Source organism: Thauera sp. 27 (genome assembly GCF_000310125.2).
Lineage (GTDB): Bacteria > Pseudomonadota > Gammaproteobacteria > Burkholderiales > Rhodocyclaceae > Thauera > Thauera mechernichensis.
This window is the reverse complement of the sequence record NZ_AMXB01000004.1, coordinates 73,819-91,103: the sequence shown is the minus strand read 5'-3', so window position 1 is coordinate 91,103 and position 17,285 is coordinate 73,819. Positions and strand designations below refer to the sequence as shown.

Here is a 17,285-nt window from a genome sequence, read left to right as displayed (position 1 = left end):
TCCTGGCGGGACGCGGGGGCTGCCGTCGAGTCGGTGCCGTGGGCGTGATCGTGAGTCGCGCCGGCAGGCGGTGCCTCGATTGCGTGCTCAGGCGCGTTGAAGGGGTGAAAGCAATGGCCGCAGCGGACCTCTCCACGCCTGGCGTGCAACTGCTCCGGCCGCAGCCGGAACACCGTCTGGCAGGCGGGGCAGCGCGTGAGCATCATGGCCTGGGGCGCTGTCCTTCCAGGCGTATCCAGCCATCCAGGCTGCCGCCTACGTGCAGTGTGATGAAGGGCGCCCAGGCTTCGATCACCTGCTCGGCCTGGGTCTCGAGAACGCCCGAGAGGGCGACCCGCCCGCCCGCGGCGACGCGAGCCGCGATTGCCGGGGCCAGCACGCACAATGGGTTGGTGAGGATGTTGGCGACGACGAGATCGAAGTGTTCATCGAGCGGTACCGCGGAGTGCTGCAGCCGCATGTCAACGGCATTGCGGGCGGCATTGTCCTGCGCTGCTTCCACGGCTTTGGCGTCGATGTCGACGCCGATGACGTCCCCTGCGCCGAGCTTGGCAGCAGCAATGCCGAGGATGCCGGAGCCGCAGCCGTAGTCGAGCATGCTGCAGCCTGGGGTGACCGCATCGCACAGCCACTGCAGGCACAGCCGGGTAGTCGGGTGCGAGCCGGTGCCGAAGGCCATGCCGGGATCGAGCTCGATGTTGATCGCGTTCGCGTCTGGTGCCGCATGCCAGGACGGCACGATCCACAGCCGGTCGGTGATGCGGATGGGGTCGAACTGACTCTGCGTGAGCTGCACCCAGTTCTGCTCCGCAATCTTCTCGGTCGTGAATGGCGGAACTGCACCCAGGCCGGCAGCTTGCGCGGCTTCTGCCAGCATGGCGGCGAGCGCGTCGCCGGCGGTGTCGCCATCGAACAGCGCGATCACCCGGCTGTGGTCCCACAGTCCGGTGGGCAGGTGCCCGGGTTCGCCGAATTGCGGCTTCTCCGCCTCGGTGCCGGCGTCCGCATCCTCGATCGAGACCGACAGCGCGCCGGCCTCCATCAGGGCGTCGGACAGGGCCTCTGCCTTGTCGGCGTCGGCCTGCAGGGTGACGGAGATCCACATTGCCGCCTTACTCCTTGACTTCGCTGCGGTCGGCGAGCTTGTGCTCGAGATAGTGGATGCTGGTGCCGCCCTCGATGAAGCGCGGGTCGAGCATCAGCGTCTGGTGCAGCGGGATGTTGGTCTTGATGCCCTCGACCATCATCTCGGAGAGCGCGATGCGCATGCGGCGGATCGCCTGGTCGCGTGTGTCACCGTAAGTGATCAGTTTGCCGATCATCGAGTCATAGTGCGGCGGCACCATGTAGCCGTTGTAGACGTGCGAGTCCACGCGCACACCCGGGCCGCCCGGCGTATGCCAGTTGGTGATGCGTCCCGGCGAGGGGGTGAACTTGAACGGGTCCTCGGCGTTGATCCGGCATTCGACCGCGTGGCCGCGGAACTCGATGTCACGCTGGCGGAACCACAGCTTCTCGCCGGCAGCGATGCGGATCTGGGCCTGCACGATGTCGATGCCGGTGATGAGCTCGGTGACCGGGTGCTCGACCTGCACGCGGGTATTCATCTCGATGAAGTAGAACTCGCCGTTCTCGAACAGGAACTCGAAGGTGCCTGCGCCGCGGTAGCCGATCTTGCGGCAGGCCTCGGCGCAGCGCTCGCCGACCTGGGCGATCAGCTTGCGGTCGATGCCGGGCGCAGGGGCCTCCTCGATCACCTTCTGGTGGCGGCGCTGCATGGAGCAGTCGCGCTCGCCCAGATAAACCGCGTTGCCGTGTTGGTCGGCCAGCACCTGGATCTCGACGTGGCGTGGGTTTTCGAGGAACTTTTCCATGTACACCACCGGGTTGCCGAAGGCCGCCTGGGCTTCGGCACGGGTGGTGGTCACCGCATTGTGCAGCGCGGCTTCGGTGTGCACGACACGCATGCCGCGCCCGCCGCCGCCGCCGGCGGCCTTGATGATGACGGGGTAGCCGATGGCGCGTGCGATCTTGACGATCTCCTTCGGGTCATCGGGCAGGGCGCCTTCCGAGCCGGGCACGCAGGGTACGCCTGCCGCTTTCATCGCGTCCTTGGCCGACACCTTGTCGCCCATCAGGCGAATGGTCTCCGGGCGTGGGCCGATGAAGACGAAGCCGGATTGCTCGACACGCTCGCCGAAGTCGGCGTTCTCGGACAGGAATCCGTAGCCGGGGTGGATGGCCTCGGCGTCGGTGACCTCGGCGGCCGAGATGATGGCCGGCACGTTGAGGTAGCTCAGCGTCGACGAGGCCGGGCCGATGCAGACGGATTCGTCGGCCAGGCGCACGTACTTGGCCTCGGTGTCGGCCTCGGAATGCACCGCGACGGTCTTGATGCCGAGCTCGCGGCAGGCGCGCAGGATGCGCAGCGCGATCTCGCCGCGGTTCGCGATCAGGATCTTCTCGAACATGGCAGGCTCAGCCGATTACGAACAGGGGCTGACCGTATTCGACCGGCTCGCCGTTGTCGACCAGGATGGCCTTGACGACGCCGCTGGCATCGGCCTCGATCTCGTTCATCAGCTTCATCGCTTCGATGATGCACAGGCGGTCGCCCTCATTCACGCTCTGGCCGACTTCGACCAGCGGCTTCGCGCCCGGTGCGCTGGCGCGGTAGAAGGTACCGACCATTGGCGACTTCACGATGTGGCCCTCGGGCAGGGCGTCAGCGGCTGCGGCCGGTGCCGCGCTGCTGGCGGCGGCGACAGGGGCTGCGGGTGCTTGCGCCGGAATCTGCGCGTAGTAGGCGGCAGGTTGGGCTGCGGCGGCATGCTTGGCGATACGGACCTTCTCTTCGCCTTCGGTGACCTCGAGTTCGGAGATGCCCGATTCCTGGACGAGGTCGATGAGTTTCTTCAGCTTGCGCAGATCCATGATGTTCTCCGTACGGGACCGCGGCACGATATTGCGCTGCACGGTTGGATGATTGATGGTTCGGTTCGGACGACGAATGGCGCCGGGCACGCAGGTGTGGCGCGAGCGCGCCGCTGATGCGGACCGCCCTGGCGAGGCTCAGAAAGATCGTCGTCGTGGGGGGCGAAGAGGCCTGTAGGGCGTGCTGCAGGCAGCAAAAGAGCCCTCTCGCCACGATCCGGATGGAAGCGTGGCGATACGTGCTTGCCGGCGGCTTGAGTGCTTCATGCCGGCAAGTTTGCCGTAAATGGCGGCACGTTGTCCACCTTTTGGCTGGAATCTGCGCAGCCTGAGGCGGGCTCAGGAGGGCAGGAGTGCGCGGATTTTGCGCTCGAGTTCCTCGCGGTGCAAGACGCCGAGCTTGATGTGGCGCACTTTTCCTTCGGTGTCGAGGATGACGGTGAACGGCAGGCCGCGGGCGGCGTTGCCGAAGCCTTCGGCAAGGTCAAGCACGTGGTTGCCGGCGATCAGCAAGGGGTAGGGGACGCGGAATTCCTCATTGAACGCGCGCACCTTTGCGGCCGAGTCGATGCTGATGCCGACGAACTGCACCGGCTCGTCCGCCAGCGCCTGGCTGGCTGCTGCGAAATCGGGGATCTCCTTGCGGCAGGGTGGGCACCAGGTCGCCCAGAAGTTGGCAACGACGACCTTGCCCTGCCACTGCGCCATGGCCTGCTCCTCGCCGTTGGTGTCTGGCAAGCGCAGGGCGAGCAGGGCGTCCACTGTGTCTTGGCTGACCGTGTGCATGCCCGCAGGTGCGATCTGGGATTGCTCGCGGTTGAGCAGAAAGCCGCCGGCTGCGGCGGCGATGGCGACTGTCGCGAACAGCGCGGCCTGGATCTTGCGTTTCATTCCTGGGGCGTTCCTTGTGTTGTGTGCTCGCCCGCGGCGAGTAGCGCTTCGACCTGCGCCAGGCGGGCGCGCTCCTGGCCGCGTCGGACGTTGCGCTCTGCCGACGAGGGATAGACCGAGACCTTCACCGGTACGTCGTTCCAGTCGAAGCTCAGCACCGCCTCGGGGGCGTGCGGCGCCGGGCGGCGTGGTTCGCGGTGGTCATAGGGCAGGTCGAGATTGAGGAAGAAGATCTCCACATCCTTGGTGCTCTCCGGGAAGATCTCGATCTCGAGTTCGGAGTAGCGGCCCGCAGTGCCATCGAGTGCGCCGCCGGTAAGGTAGGGGCGGAAGTCTGCGAGCAAGCGCATGACCTCGACAGCGACGCTGCGCATCTCGTGCAGGCGCTCGGGTTGCTCCTCGTCCTGGTACAGCGCCAGCCAGGCGCGCAGCTCGGTTTCTATCTCGGTGTTGTTGGGCAGGGCATCGGCGTCGGTGGCGCCGAGTTGCTTGGCGGCCTTGCGTTTGGCGAAGCCGAAGTCGCTGATGCCGTCCTCGGCCATCATGCGGGCAGCGAGCGCGGCGATTTCGCGTCTCAGGCCGCCGCTGCGGGATACGTGGGCATGTGAGGGCATGACGGGGCTCGGGTAAGATGCGCAGTCATTGTACACGGGCCGGTTTCATACGGATGACGGCCCTTCGGAGCACATTGCCTCATGCATATCCACATTCTCGGCATCTGCGGCACCTTCATGGGCGGGGTCGCCTTGCTGGCGCGCGCGGCAGGCCATACCGTCAGCGGTTGCGACGCCAACGTCTATCCGCCGATGAGCACCCAGCTCGAAGGGCAGGGTATCGGGCTGATCGAGGGCTATGACCCCGCCCAGCTCGAGCTCGAGCCTGACGTGTTCGTGATCGGCAATGCAGTGTCGCGTGGCAATCCGCTGCTGGAGGCGATTCTCGATCGTGGCCTGCCCTATGTTTCCGGCCCCCAGTGGCTGGCCGAGCATGTGCTTGCCGGGCGTTGGGTGTTGGCGGTCGCCGGTACCCACGGCAAGACGACGACGACATCGCTGCTGACCTGGATGCTGGAGGATGCGGGGCTCAATCCCGGCTTCCTGGTCGGCGGCGTGCCGCAGAATTTCGGCGTTTCGGCGCGCCTCACCGAGTCGCCATTCTTCGTCATCGAGGCCGATGAATACGACACCGCGTTCTGCGACAAGCGCTCCAAGTTCGTTCATTACCGGCCGCGCACCGTCATCCTCAACAACCTCGAGTTCGACCATGCCGACATCTTTGCCGACCTGGCCGCGATCGAGACACAGTTCCATCATCTGGTGAGGACGATTCCCGCCAGCGGGAGGGTCATCGCCAATGCCCGCGAGGACAGCCTGAGACGGGTTCTTGCGCGTGGCAACTGGTCCGAACTGGAGTGGTTCAATGACGCCGCCCAGTGGTCGGCGGCCGCGGGCGGGCGGGATGTCGAGGCGGTGTTCCGCCTGGCCGGGACGGAACTGGGCAGGGTGGAGTTGGCGCTGCCCGGCAGCCACAACCGTGAGAATGCACTTGCGGCGATCGCGGCGGCGCGTCACGTGGGCGTCACTCCGGCGCAAGCGATCGCCAGCCTGGCCGCTTTTCGCGGCATCCGGCGCCGGCTGGAGCTGCGCGGCAGCGAGCGGGGGGTGAGCGTGTATGACGACTTCGCTCATCACCCGACCGCGATCGCCCTCACCATCGATGGCCTGCGTCGGCGCGAGCCCGAGGGGCGTATCCTCGCGGTGCTCGAGCCGCGTTCCAACACCATGAAGCTCGGTGTCATGAAGGCGCAGCTGGCGGGCAGCCTGACAGCTGCCGATGCGGTGTTCTGCTACGGCCATGGCCTGGGCTGGGATACGGGCGAAGCACTCGCGCCGCTCGGCGCGCGCGCGCGCAGCTATGACGTGCTCGAGGCGCTTGTTGCCGACGTCGCGGCGATGGCGCGCGCCGGCGACCACGTGCTGGTGATGAGCAACGGCGGCTTCGGCGGTGTGCACCAGAAGCTGCTCGACGCACTCGGCAGCGTCGGCGCGCGCTGAGGCGTCAGCGCCGGGCGCCGGTCGGGTTGTCCAGGCGGCGGGCCTCATCGTCGCTGATGAACTCGAACACGCGCACCACCTTGCGCACGCCCTGGCTGGTGCGTGCCACCTCGGCGGCGGCGTCGGCCTCGGTGCGGGTGACGATGCCGAGCAGGAACACCACGTTGGCCTCTGTCACCACCTTGACGTGGTGCGCCGAGAAGCGCTTTGCATCGACAAAGCGGGCCTTGACGTTGGAGGTGATGAGCGCGTCGTTGGCGCGTGCGGTGAGCGTTGAGTTCGGGCCAACCACGACCTCGTTGATCACGCCGCGCACATGCTCCACTCCGGCCACGATGCCTTCGAGTTCGCCCAGCACGGTCGCGTTCGGCGCCTGGCCGGTGAGCAGCACGTTGCGGTTGTACGAGGTCACATTCACATTGACCGTGTTGCCGAAGCGCTGGCGGATGCGTCCCGACACCTTCCATTCGATGCTCTCGTCCTCGACGTAGGTGCCGCTCGTACGGCGATCCGACACCATGGCGGCGCCGGCTCCGACCCCGGTGGCGACGACCGGAAAGCAGCCCTGCAGCAAAGGGAGCGCGGATGCAGCGGCAAGGCCGAGCACAAGCGTGCGACGACGGCCATCGGCGGTTGCGGAGGCCGCGGACGGGGCGAGTGCTTGGGGGGGCGTCTTCATCAGTCTTCCACTCCTAGTAATAGACAGTCGATGCCGTCGCACAGGCAATGCAGGGTGAGCAGGTGAAGTTCCTGAATGCGGGCCCTGCGATCGGCAGGCGGGGAAATGTGGATGTCGGCGGGGCCGAGGCACTCGGCGATCCGCCCCGGCTTTCCGGAGGTGAGAGCGATCACGTGCATGTCGCGCTCGTGGGCGGCGTGGATCGCCTGCTCGATGCGCGCCGAGTCGGCACCCGTCGACAAGGTGATCAGGATGTCCCCAGGGTGGCCGAAGGCGTGGATCTGGCGTGCGAACATCGATGCCGCGTCGGGTTCGCCTGTGAGCGGCGCCAGCGTCGAGGTGTCCGCACTCAGCGCAAGGGCTGCAAGCGACGGTCGCTCGAGCTCGAAACCGTTGACCAGTTGTGCTGCAAAGCGGCGTGCATCTCCGGCGCAGCCGCTCCCCCCGCACACCAGAACCTTGCCGTTGTCGAGCAGACTGGCGGTGATGAGTTCTACCGCGCCTGCGATCGGTGCGGCGAGGAGTTCGAGCGCCTCCAGTGTGGTGCGCATGTTGTCCTCGAACTGCGCGGAGATGCGATCGATCAGATTCATGCTGCCAGTGTCGTCTGAAGGGCGTAAGAGTCTAGCACGGCCCCTCATGTCGCATTGAAGGCGCCGGGTAACCAAGTGATGCGATCGGCGGAGAGGTCGTCGAGAAGCACTGCGTCGAAACGGCAGGGGGCGTTCTGGAAGCGCCGTCCGGCGCCGTTGAGCCACCACTGGGCGGCGATCAGCACGCGGCGCTGCTTGGTAGGTGTGATGCTTTCCGCGGCGCCGCCAAAGCGTCCATTGGTGCGCAGGCGTACCTCGACGAACACGACATGGTTGCGATCGAGGCAGACGAGGTCCAGCTCGCCGCCTCGGCAGCGCACGTTGCGCGCCAGGGTGCGCAGCCCGTGCGCCTCGAGGTAGGTGCATGCGAGTGCCTCGGCGGCCGCGCCGCGCGCTTGCGCCGGTGTCCGGCGCCCGTCGATACTGTGCGCCTGCGCGCTCCGGTTCTTCTCCATGACAGCTTCCTTCCGCCTCCCCGATCATCCGCTTTCAAGTACGCCGTCATTGTATGTGGTGGCTACGCCGCTCGGTAATCTGCATGACATTACGCTGCGTGCGCTCGCCGTGCTGGGCGCGGTGGATGTGGTGGCTGCTGAGGACACGCGCCACAGCCAGCGCTTGCTCGATGCCTTCGGCTTGCGCTGCCGCATGCTGGCGGTGCATCAGCACAATGAACAGGCTGCGGCCGGACAACTCATCGAACTCATCGCCGATGGCAAGCAGGTCGCGCTCATCACCGACGCCGGCACGCCGGCCGTGTCCGATCCCGGGGCGCGCCTGGTGGCGCGGGTGCGCGCCGCCGGCTACCCGGTCGTCCCACTGCCTGGGCCGTGCGCCGCCGTTGCGGCGTTGTCGGTGTCGGGCTTTGGCGAATCCGGCTTCCGTTTCGTCGGTTTCCTGCCGGCCAGACCGGGTGCGCGACAGGCGGCACTGCAGGCGCTGGTGGACGCGGGCGAAGCCCTCGTTTTCTACGAGGCGCCGCACCGCATTGCGGAGAGCCTGGCCGACATGGAAGCGGTGTTCGGCGCGCAGCGCGAGGTGCTCATTGCGCGCGAGATGACCAAGCTGCACGAACAGATCGTGCGCATGTCGCTTGCCGATACTGCTGCGTGGCTTGCCGCCGACAGTAATCGCTTGCGCGGCGAGTTCGTGCTCGTGGTCGCCGGTGCGCCGGCGCGCGACGGCCTGGGTGGCGAGATCGAGCGTGTGCTGGCACTGCTGCTCGATGAGGTCCCGCTCAAGACTGCCGCACGCCTGGCCGCGGAGATCACCGGTGCGCCGCGCAAGGCCTTGTATGCGCGTGCGCTGGAGCTGCGCGGGCGTGATGCGCCGTAGACGCCGGTGCGCCTGCCTTCAGATCCTCGCGGCTGGCGCCGCGCCAGTGACCGGCGTAAGCGCCTATAATCCGGCGGCTGTCATGAGGACTACTCCATGCAATCGATAACCCTCGTCCGTCCGGACGACTGGCACCTTCACGTTCGCGACGGCGATGCGCTTTCCGCGGTCGTCCCGCATACCGCTGCGCGCTTCGGCCGTGCGCTGATCATGCCCAACCTCAAGCCGCCGGTAACGACCACCGCACAGGCGCTCGCCTATCGCGAGCGCATTGTTGCCGCCGCGCCGGGTACCGGATTCGAGCCGCTGATGAGCTTGTATCTGACCGACAACCTGTCGCCCGACGAGATTGATCGGGCCCAGGCAAGCGGTCGGGTGGTGGCCTGCAAGCTCTATCCGGCAGGGGCAACCACGAATTCCGACGCTGGCGTCACCGCCATCGACAAGGTCTACCCGGTGCTCGAGCGCATGGAAGCGCTCGGCATGATCCTGTGTGTGCACGGAGAGGCCACCGGGCATGAGGTTGACGTCTTCGATCGCGAGCGCGTGTTCATCGAGCGCACGCTGTCGCCGCTGGTGCGCAGGTTCCCCGCGCTCAAGGTGGTGTTCGAGCACATCACCACGGCCGAGGCCGCGCAGTTCGTGCGTGCGGCCGGCGTCAACGTGGCTGCCACGGTGACGGCCCATCACCTGCTGCTCAATCGCAATGCGATTTTCGCGGGTGGCATCCGTCCGCATCATTACTGTCTGCCGGTGCTCAAGCGTGAGTCGCATCGTGAGGCGCTGGTGGCGGCGGTGACCTCGGGCAATCCGCGCTTCTTCCTAGGCACCGATTCGGCGCCGCATGCGCTGAGTGCCAAGGAGAATGCCTGCGGCTGTGCCGGTTGCTACACGGCTCATGCGGGGATCGAGTTGTATGCCGAGGTGTTCGATGCTGCTGGCGCGCTCGACAAGCTGGAGGCCTTCGCCAGCCTCAATGGCCCTGCCTTCTATGGCTTGCGACCCAACCCCGACACCATCACCCTGGTGCGTGAAGCATGGACGGTTCCGGTGAATTACCCCTATCTTGGCAGCGATCCGCTCGTCCCCCTGCGTGCAGGTGAGCAGGTTGGCTGGAAGCTCGTTACGGAGGACGCCTGAGCATGGCTGCGGTATCGTGTGGCTTGAAGCGCGTGCTGGCAGTGGCAGCCTTGCCACTGGCGCTTGCCGGTTGTGAGAACACTGCGACCGCGTTCATGATTGACGGCAGTCAGCATGCCCTCGTCCTGGTGCGCGAGCAGAAGTTTCCCTGGCATGACGAACTCAGGCAGGCGGTGGTGGTTTCGCGCCTGCCCGCGTGCCAGAAGCGGGTGCGCATCCATCCCAGCAGTACCACCCTGGTCGAAATGCAGGTCTATGAAGCGGGCGACGCACTTTGGGCGCTGCAGCAGGGTGGGCGCTGGTATCTCGCCAGTACCGAGCAGTGCGTGGTGCAGGACTGGGACAATCCGGGCGGTCAGCCGCCCGGTGAGCTCCTTGGCACCTTTGTCCTGAAGGATGGCAAGCCGGCGTTCGTGCGCGCGTCCGGCGCGAATTGAGCCGAGCGCGTATAATCCGGCACAGGAAGTTCGCCAGGCAGTCGCTGCGCACCTCGTCGTGCGTGGAGGAAAGTCCGGGCCCCGCAGAGCAGGATGCCGGCTAACGGCCGGGCGCCGTGAGGCGACGGAAAGTGCAACAGAGAGCAGACCGCCGATGGCTCGCGCAAGCGTGATCAGGTAAGGGTGAAACGGTGTCGTGGCGTGCGCAAGCACGACGCGGGCGGGTGCGAAAGCGCCGGCGGGTAAGAGCCCACCGCAGGACTGGTAACAGGACTGGCACGGCAAACCCCATCCGGGGCAAGGCCAAATAGGGGAGCATTGGCGTGGCTCGCGTCGCTCCCGGGTAGGCTGCTAGAGGGTCGCGGTAACGCGGCTCCCAGAGGAATGACTGCCCGATGGCGGTGGCTTAGGCCGCTGCCGTTCGACAGAACCCGGCTTATCGGCGAACTTCCCCCCCCCATTTTGCTGTTGGTGCGTCACCGCTCGGCGGACGCGCCAAGGCAAGCTTGCAGATTCCCCTCATGCTGCGCGCGCGTTTCCCACTTTGGGTCGCCGCCTTGCGGTCTGTGCGGCAATCCGCAGTTCTTGGTTCCCAGATTTCCTCCCTGCGGCCCCGATGCCGGGTCGTGGTGTGCCTGCATCCCCACTTTTTCCCACATCGCCCGCGTTTCTCGTCCAGCTCGTGTTCAACCTGAGCTGAAATGCATTGCGGCCTTGATTTTTCAGGATTTATCGACGATTGGTGTGCATTCGATAAGTCATTGTGTAACAACGGTATTCGCGCGAACCGTCCTTGACCGGGTATGGTCTTTCCACTAAAGTGGGATCAAGTGGAAAAAAGTGGGGAAAAGTGTCATTCCGATGCTTTTCCGGTGCCGTCAGGGGGGACGATGTTCCAGGGAGCCGCAGCGCTCAATCTCGATGCCAAGGGTCGCCTCGCGATTCCCTCGCGGCATCGTGACGCCCTGGCCGTCCAGGACGGGCAGGTCGTGCTGACTGCGCACCCCCATGGCTGCCTGCTTGTCTATCCCGTGCCCGCCTGGGTGCCGATTCGCGATCAGGTGCTCGCCCAGCCCAGCCTCGATCCGAAGGCTGCGATGCTCAAGCGGCTCCTGGTCGGTTTCGCCCAGGAGGAAGCGCTCGACAGCGCAGGTCGCGTGCTGGTTGCCGCTTCGCTGCGCAAGTTCGCCAAGCTCGACAAGCAGGTCTGGCTGGTTGGCCAGGGTTCGCATTTCGAGCTCTGGTCCGACGAAGGCTGGGAGCGTCAGCAGCAGGCCATGTTCGAGATGGCGACCGCAGATCTGCCTGCCGGCTTCGAGAGCCTCGCACTGTGAACGCCGCCGCCCATGTAAGCGTCCTGCTCGACGAGGCAGTCGACGCGCTCGCGATCCGTGCAGATGGCGTCTATGTCGACGGCACCTTCGGTCGTGGCGGACACAGTCGGGCGATACTCGCGCGCCTTGGCGAGCGCGGGCGTCTGATCGCCTTCGATCGCGACCCCGCGGCGATCGAGGCAGGTCGTGCCCTTAAGGATCCGCGTCTGACGCTCGTGCACTCCGCCTTCAGTGCGCTCGATGAGCAGCTTGCAGAGCTGGGCGTCGAGACGGTTGATGGCGTCCTGCTCGACATCGGGGTGTCCTCGCCCCAGCTTGACGACGCATCGCGCGGTATGAGTTTTCGTTTCGATGCGCCGCTCGACATGCGCATGGATACCAGCCACGGCCAGACCGTGGCGGAATGGCTGGCGGATGCCTCCGTCGGCGAGATCACGGAGGTCATCAGGGAATATGGAGAAGAACGGTTTGCTCATGCGATTGCAAAGGCGATTGCAACTGCTCGGGCAGGGGGGGCTGTCGCAACCACTGGACAACTTGCCGCGCTCGTGGAAAAAGCGGTCCGTACGCGCGAGCCGGGGCAGCACCCTGCGACACGCACCTTCCAGGCTCTTCGGATTTTCATCAATCAGGAGCTCGAGGAGCTGAGTCGCGTGCTGCCGGCCTGCGTGGCGCGGCTGGCGCCGGCCGGCAGGCTGGTGGTGATCAGCTTTCATTCGCTCGAGGACCGCATCGTCAAGCGCTTCATGCGTGACGAATCGCGTCCGCCTGTGCTGCCGCGCCGCTTGCCGCTGCGTGCGGCCGACCTGCCGCCGCCGCGCTTGCTGTTGGTGGGCAAGGCTGTACGGCCAGGCGAGGCCGAGCTTGCGGTCAATCCGCGTGCGCGCAGTGCGGTGATGCGCGTGGCCGAACGCGCGCGGGAGGTCGCATGATCCGCGCCGACGCCGTTCTGGTTGCCCTGGTGGTTGCGAGTGCGCTTGGCGTGGTGGCTGCCCAGCACCAGGCACGCAAGCTTCACACCCAGTACGAGCGTGAGCAGGCGCGGGCTCAGGCGCTTGCGGTGGAGTGGGGGCAGTTGCAACTCGAGCAGAGTACTTGGGCAACACATGGCCGGATCGAGCGCATGGCTCGCGAACGGCTTGGCATGCGCCATCCGGCGCCGGGTCAGATGCTGGTGGTGGAGCCGAAATCATGAAGAATCCTCGCCCCGTGACCTTCAATCACAATCCCTTGCTCAAGCGCGACCTGCCCGCATGGCGGCCACGCGTGGTCATGTTGGCGTTGATGGGCTGCTCGCTGGCGCTGGCGGGGCGCGCGCTCTATCTGCAGGGTATCAACAACGACTTCCTGCAGGCCAAGGGCGAGTCGCGCTATGCGCGTACGCTCGAGGTGCCGGCCACTCGCGGTCGTATCACCGACCGCCATGGCGACATCCTCGCGATCAGTACGCCGGTGCGATCGGTCTGGGCGCTGCCGTCCGACGCTCAGCTGGAGCCGGCGCAGGCGCGTGAGCTTGCCCGCCTGCTCGAGATGGATGCCAACGAGCTCAATCGCCGTCTCGCGGCCAGTCGCGACTTTGTCTATCTCAAGCGCCAGTTGCCACCCGAGGTGGCCAAGCAGGTTGCCGAGTTGCGCCTGCCGGGCATCCATCAGCAGCAGGAGTATCGCCGTTACTACCCGGGCGGCGAGGTGATGTCCCACATCCTCGGCTTCACCAATGTCGAGGACAAGGGCCAGGAGGGCATTGAGCTCGCCTTCGAGAAGCAGCTTGCCGGCATGTCCGGAGCGAGGCGTGTGATCAAGGACCGCCGCGGCCAGATCGTCGAGGATGTCGAGGCCATCCGCCCGCCGCGCGACGGTGCGGACGTCGCCTTGTCCATCGACGGCAAGATCCAGTATCACGCCTGGGCTGCACTGCGCGACACGATGCACGAGCACAAGGCGCTCGCTGGCGCTGTCGTCGTTCTGGATGCGCGTACCGGCGAGGTGCTGGCGCTTGCCAATGCGCCGACCTTCAACCCCAACAACCGCGCCAATCTGAGTGGCGCGCAACTGCGCAATCGTGTGTTTACCGACACCTTCGAGCCCGGTTCGGTGATGAAGCCTTTCATCGCTGCGCTGGCGATCGAGCGCGGGAAGGCGAAGGCCGATACCCTTATCGATACCGGCAATGGGCGCATGACCATTGGCACTGCGACCATCTCCGATGTCAAGCGCCGTGGTGTCATGACCGTCTCCGAAGTCATCCAGAAGTCCTCGAACATCGGCACGGTCAAGCTGGCGCAGCAGTTCAGCGCCGACGAGATGTGGCATCTGTTTGATCAGCTCGGCTTCGGTACGGCGCTCAACCTCGGCTTTCCAGGGGAGGCTTCCGGCCGCCTGCGGCCTGCCAAGAGCTGGCGCCCGATCGAGCAGGCCACCATGTCCTATGGTCATGGCATCTCGGTAAGCTTGATCCAGATGGCGCGTGCCTATCTTGTCTTCGCCCGCGACGGCGAACTCGTACCCCTGTCGCTCACGCGCGTCGATGGTCAGCCCAGCTCGGGGCGTCGCGTGTTCTCCGCAAGTACGGCGCGTGAGATGCGAACCATGCTCGAGCATGCTGCGGGCCCGGGTGGCACTGCACCGCGTGCCCAGGTCGCGGGCTACACCGTGGCCGGCAAGACCGGGACTGCCCACAAGCTCGAGAACGGACGCTACGCGAAGAAGTACATCTCGTCCTTCGTGGGTTTTGCACCCGCTTCCAATCCGCGCGTCGTGGTTGCCGTGATGGTCGATGAGCCGACGGCCGGCCAGTATTTTGGCGGTGCAGTAGCCGCACCGCTGTTCTCGCGCGTCACCGAGGGGGCGCTGCGCACCCTCGGCGTGGCGCCCGATATTCCATTGACACCGCTGCAGCTTGCCCGGCGTGGTGCCGAGGAGGCGGCAACGCGTGGCGCAGATCCGCGGGAGAACATGTGAGCGCAGACAAGGCTCTCGCTGTGCTCGAACGCCTGCGCGCGCTTGGCGTCGAGGCTCGGGACATCAGCGCCGATTCGCGCAAGGCCGGACCGGGGTGCGTGTTTGCCGCCTGGCCCGGCGTGCGCACAGACGGTCGTCGTTATCTCGGCGATGCTGTTGCGCATGGGGCTTCGGCACTGCTCTGGGAGTCGGCGGACGGCTTCCGGCCGGGCGACCTGACTGTGCCTGGGCTGGCTGTCGAGGGCTTGCGCGAGATGGCGGGCCACCTTGCGCACGAGATCCACGGTCGGCCGTCGGAGCGTTTGTGGTTGTGCGGAGTGACCGGCACCAATGGCAAGACGACGGTAACCCAGATGCTTGCCCGCGCCTTCGAAGAGCTCGGCAGTCGTTGCGGCATCGTCGGCACCCTGGGCTGCGGCTTTCCCGGTGAGCTCGAGGAAGGGCTCAACACCACGCCCGATGCGCTCGAACTGCAGCGCTGGTTCGCCCGCTTCGCCGCCGCTGGTGCGGCCGAGACGGCCATGGAAGTGTCGTCGATCGGCCTCGACCAGGGGCGCGTCAATGGCGCCCGCTTCGATGTCGCAATCTTCACCAATCTTAGCCGCGACCATCTCGACTACCACGGCAGCATGGAGGCCTACGGCGAAGCCAAATCCCGCCTGTTCTCAAGGCCGGAGCTTCGCACCGCCATCGTCAACATCGACGACAGCTTCGGACTTGCGCTCGCGCGCCGCCTGGTCGCCGAGGGCAGGGATGTGATTGCGTGCACGCTCTATCCGGCGAACACGGAGGCGGTGCCAGGCGTGCGCGTCCTGCTTGCCGATCGTCTGCAGGCGGCGCCGGCGGGGTTGCGCTTCAACCTCGCCTGGGAAGGGCGCAGCGCCGACGTCAATGTGCGCATGGTCGCCCCGTTCAACGTCTCGAACCTGGTTGCCGTGGCTGCGGCCTTGCTCGCCCGGGGGATCGATTTCGAGGCGCTGCCCCCCGTCCTGTCACGGCTGACGCCGCCGTCCGGGCGCATGCAGCTGGTGGGCGGTGTGTGCGAGCCGCTTGTGGTCATCGACTACGCTCACTCTCCCGATGCCCTCGCCAAGGTGCTCGAGGCCTTGCGCACCACGGTGCACACCCGCAAGGGGCGTCTGGTGTGCGTGTTCGGTTGCGGTGGTGACCGCGATCCGGGCAAGCGGCCGATGATGGGCGAGGTGGCCCGCGCTCTTGCCGACCGGGTCGTCGTTACCAGTGACAATCCGCGCTCCGAGGATCCGGTACGCATCATGGATGCTGTTGCCGAGGGGGCCGGACCGGGCGCCGAGCGCATCGTGGATCGCGCGCAGGCGATCGCGCGTGCGATCGCCGAGGCTGGAGTTGACGACGTTGTCCTCATCGCTGGCAAGGGCCACGAGCCCTACCAGGAGGTGCTCGGTGAGCGTATTCCATTCTCGGATCTTGAACAGGCGCGCCTGGCCCTGCAGGGGTGGCATGCGCGCGGAGTTGCTCGATGATGACCCTGCATGATGCGCTGCGCGCGCTTTCCGTACATGGTGCCCGTGTCGTTGGCGCGGCCCGTTTCGAACGTGTCGGCACCGATAGTCGCGCCGTCGTTCCAGGCCAGCTTTTTGTCGCGTTGCGCGGTGAGCACTTCGATGGCCACGATTTCGTGACTTTGGCGGGGGCTGCCGGTGCAGTTGCTGCGATGGTCGATGCCCGCTGGGCCGCGGCGCACGAGGCGGCGGGCTCGGCTGGGGAGACCTTGCCGCTGATCGTCGTGGACGACACGCGGTACGCGCTGGGTACGCTGGCAGCCGCCTGGCGTGCGCGCTTTGCGCTGCCTCTCATCGGCGTCACCGGCAGCAACGGCAAGACCACGGTGAAGGAGATGTGTGCCGCAATCCTGCGCGCCCAGGCGCAGCGGGAGGGATTCGGCGAGGAGGTGGTGCTCGCCAACCGCGGTAACCTGAACAATGACATCGGTTTGCCCCTGACGCTGCTCGAGCTGCGTGACTACCACCGTGCAGCCGTGGTCGAGATGGGCATGAACAAGCCCGGCGAGATTGCCTACCTGAGCGGCCTCGCGCTGCCCACGGTGGCCATTGTCAACAACGCCCAGCGTGCGCATCTGGAGGGCATGGGCTCGGTCGACGAGGTGGCACGCGAGAAGGGTTGCATCTACCAAGGTCTGGGGGCCGCCGGTACCGCGATCATCAATGCCGACGACGCGCATGCCGATTATTGGCGTGGTCTCAATGCCGATCGTGCGATTGTGACATTCGGTGTCGACCAGGCGGCCGACGTGCGCGGCCGGTGTACCCTGCGCGGCCTCGGCTCGCGGCTCGAGCTCGACACCCCGCAGGGGCAGGTCGAGTTCGCCCTGCAGGTGCCGGGTCTGCACAACGCACGCAACGCCGTATGCGCGGCGGCTGCCTGCCTCGCTGCGGGTGTGGCGCTCGAGGCGGTGGTCGAGGGGCTGGGTGGGTTCTCCGGCACCAAGGGGCGCCTGCAGCGTCGCCCGGGGCCGAAGGGGGCGCTGATCCTCGACGACTCCTACAACGCCAATCCCGATTCGGTGCGGGCGGGGATCGACGTGCTCGCCGCGACCCCCGGCCACACCTGGCTGGTACTCGGCGACATGGGCGAGGTGGGCGACAGCAGCGCACAGGTTCATGACGAGATCGGTGGCTACGCGAAGAGCAAGGGTATCGATGGCCTGTTCGCGCTCGGCGACATGAGCGCCGTGGCGGTGCGCAACTTCGGCGATGGCGGCCATCACTTCGGCTCGCCCGAAGCGCTCGTGAGAGCGCTCGTGGCGCGGCTGGATGCGGACTCGGTAGTGCTGGTGAAAGGCTCGCGGTTCATGCGTATGGAAAGGGTGGCGGACGCGCTTGCCGCAATGCACAATTCCGCCCCTTCAAAGGAAACCGGCTCCTGAC

General features: G+C 66.3%; 18 protein-coding genes, 1 other RNA gene and 1 pseudogene. 11 read left to right on the top strand and 9 right to left on the bottom strand.

Annotated features, from left to right (window positions below; all coding sequences use genetic code 11):
* Positions 1-143: 143 nt before the first annotated feature.
* The 6 genes and pseudogenes from B447_RS23025 to B447_RS03035 form a co-directional block, all read right to left on the bottom strand.
* Positions 144-203 (bottom strand): annotated as a pseudogene (locus tag B447_RS23025) (MJ0042-type zinc finger domain-containing protein); the annotation flags it as partial.
* Positions 203-1,105 (bottom strand): 50S ribosomal protein L11 methyltransferase, encoded by a 903-nt coding sequence (prmA, locus tag B447_RS03055; RefSeq protein ID WP_002926986.1) that lies wholly within the window; start codon positions 1,103-1,105, stop codon positions 203-205. The pseudogene B447_RS23025 and the gene prmA, both read right to left, overlap by 1 nt.
* Before the next feature lie 7 nt (positions 1,106-1,112).
* Complete coding sequence (gene accC / locus B447_RS03050; RefSeq protein ID WP_002926983.1) at positions 1,113-2,471, bottom strand: acetyl-CoA carboxylase biotin carboxylase subunit; 1,359 nt, start codon at positions 2,469-2,471, stop codon at positions 1,113-1,115.
* 7 nt (positions 2,472-2,478) lie between these two features.
* Complete coding sequence (accB, locus tag B447_RS03045; RefSeq protein ID WP_002926980.1) at positions 2,479-2,934, bottom strand: acetyl-CoA carboxylase biotin carboxyl carrier protein; 456 nt, start codon at positions 2,932-2,934, stop codon at positions 2,479-2,481.
* Positions 2,935-3,273: 339 nt separating this feature from the next.
* Positions 3,274-3,825, bottom strand: a complete 552-nt coding sequence (locus B447_RS03040) for a TlpA family protein disulfide reductase (protein WP_002936317.1) — start codon at positions 3,823-3,825, stop codon at positions 3,274-3,276.
* On the bottom strand, positions 3,822-4,439 hold the full coding sequence (locus B447_RS03035) for a hypothetical protein (RefSeq protein WP_002936316.1): 618 nt from the start codon (positions 4,437-4,439) through the stop codon (positions 3,822-3,824). Before B447_RS03035 ends, B447_RS03040 begins: the two co-directional genes overlap by 4 nt.
* 81 nt (positions 4,440-4,520) lie before the next feature.
* On the opposite strand from B447_RS03035, the gene mpl reads away from it, so the two are divergent.
* Positions 4,521-5,879 carry a UDP-N-acetylmuramate:L-alanyl-gamma-D-glutamyl-meso-diaminopimelate ligase gene (gene mpl / locus B447_RS03030; RefSeq protein WP_002936315.1) on the top strand — a complete coding sequence of 453 codons (1,359 nt, stop codon included), beginning with the start codon at positions 4,521-4,523 and terminating at the stop codon, positions 5,877-5,879.
* A gap of 4 nt (positions 5,880-5,883) precedes the next feature.
* Here the strand turns inward: mpl and B447_RS03025 are convergent, their stop codons facing one another.
* The 3 genes from B447_RS03025 to B447_RS03015 are packed head-to-tail and all read right to left on the bottom strand — an operon-like array spanning position 5,884 to position 7,606.
* A complete protein-coding gene (locus B447_RS03025) occupies positions 5,884-6,558 on the bottom strand; it encodes a BON domain-containing protein (protein WP_002926970.1) in 675 nt (224 codons plus the stop codon).
* Positions 6,558-7,151: an SIS domain-containing protein gene (locus B447_RS03020; RefSeq protein ID WP_002926969.1), complete on the bottom strand. Its 594-nt coding sequence runs from the start codon at positions 7,149-7,151 to the stop codon at positions 6,558-6,560. The genes B447_RS03025 and B447_RS03020 overlap by 1 nt, the downstream gene beginning before the upstream one ends.
* Positions 7,152-7,195: 44 nt before the next feature.
* Complete coding sequence (locus B447_RS03015) at positions 7,196-7,606, bottom strand: YraN family protein (protein ID WP_002936314.1); 411 nt, start codon at positions 7,604-7,606, stop codon at positions 7,196-7,198.
* Here B447_RS03015 and rsmI point away from each other — a divergent pair.
* The 10 genes from rsmI to B447_RS02965 all read left to right on the top strand — a co-directional run bounded on the left by rsmI (position 7,605) and on the right by B447_RS02965 (position 17,284).
* Positions 7,605-8,486 carry a 16S rRNA (cytidine(1402)-2'-O)-methyltransferase gene (gene rsmI, locus B447_RS03010; RefSeq protein ID WP_232431472.1) on the top strand — a complete coding sequence of 294 codons (882 nt, stop codon included), beginning with the start codon at positions 7,605-7,607 and terminating at the stop codon, positions 8,484-8,486. The two genes, B447_RS03015 and rsmI, sit on opposite strands and share 2 nt — an antisense overlap.
* Before the next feature lie 96 nt (positions 8,487-8,582).
* Positions 8,583-9,626, top strand: a complete 1,044-nt coding sequence (pyrC, locus tag B447_RS03005; RefSeq protein ID WP_002926962.1) for a dihydroorotase — start codon at positions 8,583-8,585, stop codon at positions 9,624-9,626.
* A 2-nt stretch (positions 9,627-9,628) separates the two neighbouring features.
* Complete coding sequence (locus B447_RS03000) at positions 9,629-10,063, top strand: hypothetical protein (protein WP_002936312.1); 435 nt, start codon at positions 9,629-9,631, stop codon at positions 10,061-10,063.
* A gap of 25 nt (positions 10,064-10,088) precedes the next feature.
* An RNA gene (gene rnpB / locus B447_RS21965) (RNase P RNA component class A) lies at positions 10,089-10,518 on the top strand.
* Between the two features lie 435 nt (positions 10,519-10,953).
* Positions 10,954-11,397: a division/cell wall cluster transcriptional repressor MraZ gene (gene mraZ, locus B447_RS02990; protein WP_002926958.1), complete on the top strand. Its 444-nt coding sequence runs from the start codon at positions 10,954-10,956 to the stop codon at positions 11,395-11,397.
* Positions 11,394-12,329: a 16S rRNA (cytosine(1402)-N(4))-methyltransferase RsmH gene (gene rsmH, locus B447_RS02985; RefSeq protein WP_002926957.1), complete on the top strand. Its 936-nt coding sequence runs from the start codon at positions 11,394-11,396 to the stop codon at positions 12,327-12,329. Before mraZ ends, rsmH begins: the two co-directional genes overlap by 4 nt.
* Positions 12,326-12,592 (top strand): cell division protein FtsL, encoded by a 267-nt coding sequence (gene ftsL / locus B447_RS02980; RefSeq protein WP_002926955.1) that lies wholly within the window; start codon positions 12,326-12,328, stop codon positions 12,590-12,592. The genes rsmH and ftsL overlap by 4 nt, the downstream gene beginning before the upstream one ends.
* Positions 12,589-14,358: a peptidoglycan D,D-transpeptidase FtsI family protein gene (locus B447_RS02975; protein ID WP_002936311.1), complete on the top strand. Its 1,770-nt coding sequence runs from the start codon at positions 12,589-12,591 to the stop codon at positions 14,356-14,358. The genes ftsL and B447_RS02975 overlap by 4 nt, the downstream gene beginning before the upstream one ends.
* A complete protein-coding gene (locus B447_RS02970; RefSeq protein ID WP_002926952.1) occupies positions 14,355-15,860 on the top strand; it encodes a UDP-N-acetylmuramoyl-L-alanyl-D-glutamate--2,6-diaminopimelate ligase in 1,506 nt (501 codons plus the stop codon). The genes B447_RS02975 and B447_RS02970 overlap by 4 nt, the downstream gene beginning before the upstream one ends.
* Entirely contained in the window at positions 15,857-17,284 is a 1,428-nt protein-coding gene (locus tag B447_RS02965; RefSeq protein ID WP_002926951.1) for a UDP-N-acetylmuramoyl-tripeptide--D-alanyl-D-alanine ligase, read from the top strand. Before B447_RS02970 ends, B447_RS02965 begins: the two co-directional genes overlap by 4 nt.
* Position 17,285: the final 1 nt, after the last annotated feature.

Bases quoted from the DNA above. Each gene is read 5' to 3' on its own strand.
- prmA (WP_002926986.1), bottom strand. From the start codon at position 1,105: ATGTGGATCTCCGTCACCCTGCAGGCCGACGCCGACAAGGCAGAGGCC.
- accC (WP_002926983.1), bottom strand. From the start codon at position 2,471: ATGTTCGAGAAGATCCTGATCGCGAACCGCGGCGAGATCGCGCTGCGC.
- accB (WP_002926980.1), bottom strand. From the start codon at position 2,934: ATGGATCTGCGCAAGCTGAAGAAACTCATCGACCTCGTCCAGGAATCG.
- B447_RS03040 (WP_002936317.1), bottom strand. From the start codon at position 3,825: ATGAAACGCAAGATCCAGGCCGCGCTGTTCGCGACAGTCGCCATCGCC.
- B447_RS03035 (WP_002936316.1), bottom strand. From the start codon at position 4,439: ATGCCCTCACATGCCCACGTATCCCGCAGCGGCGGCCTGAGACGCGAA.
- mpl (WP_002936315.1), top strand. From the start codon at position 4,521: ATGCATATCCACATTCTCGGCATCTGCGGCACCTTCATGGGCGGGGTC.
- B447_RS03025 (WP_002926970.1), bottom strand. From the start codon at position 6,558: ATGAAGACGCCCCCCCAAGCACTCGCCCCGTCCGCGGCCTCCGCAACC.
- B447_RS03020 (WP_002926969.1), bottom strand. From the start codon at position 7,151: ATGAATCTGATCGATCGCATCTCCGCGCAGTTCGAGGACAACATGCGC.
- rsmI (WP_232431472.1), top strand. From the start codon at position 7,605: ATGACAGCTTCCTTCCGCCTCCCCGATCATCCGCTTTCAAGTACGCCG.
- B447_RS03015 (WP_002936314.1), bottom strand. From the start codon at position 7,606: ATGGAGAAGAACCGGAGCGCGCAGGCGCACAGTATCGACGGGCGCCGG.
- pyrC (WP_002926962.1), top strand. From the start codon at position 8,583: ATGCAATCGATAACCCTCGTCCGTCCGGACGACTGGCACCTTCACGTT.
- B447_RS03000 (WP_002936312.1), top strand. From the start codon at position 9,629: ATGGCTGCGGTATCGTGTGGCTTGAAGCGCGTGCTGGCAGTGGCAGCC.
- mraZ (WP_002926958.1), top strand. From the start codon at position 10,954: ATGTTCCAGGGAGCCGCAGCGCTCAATCTCGATGCCAAGGGTCGCCTC.
- ftsL (WP_002926955.1), top strand. From the start codon at position 12,326: ATGATCCGCGCCGACGCCGTTCTGGTTGCCCTGGTGGTTGCGAGTGCG.
- B447_RS02975 (WP_002936311.1), top strand. From the start codon at position 12,589: ATGAAGAATCCTCGCCCCGTGACCTTCAATCACAATCCCTTGCTCAAG.
- B447_RS02965 (WP_002926951.1), top strand. From the start codon at position 15,857: ATGATGACCCTGCATGATGCGCTGCGCGCGCTTTCCGTACATGGTGCC.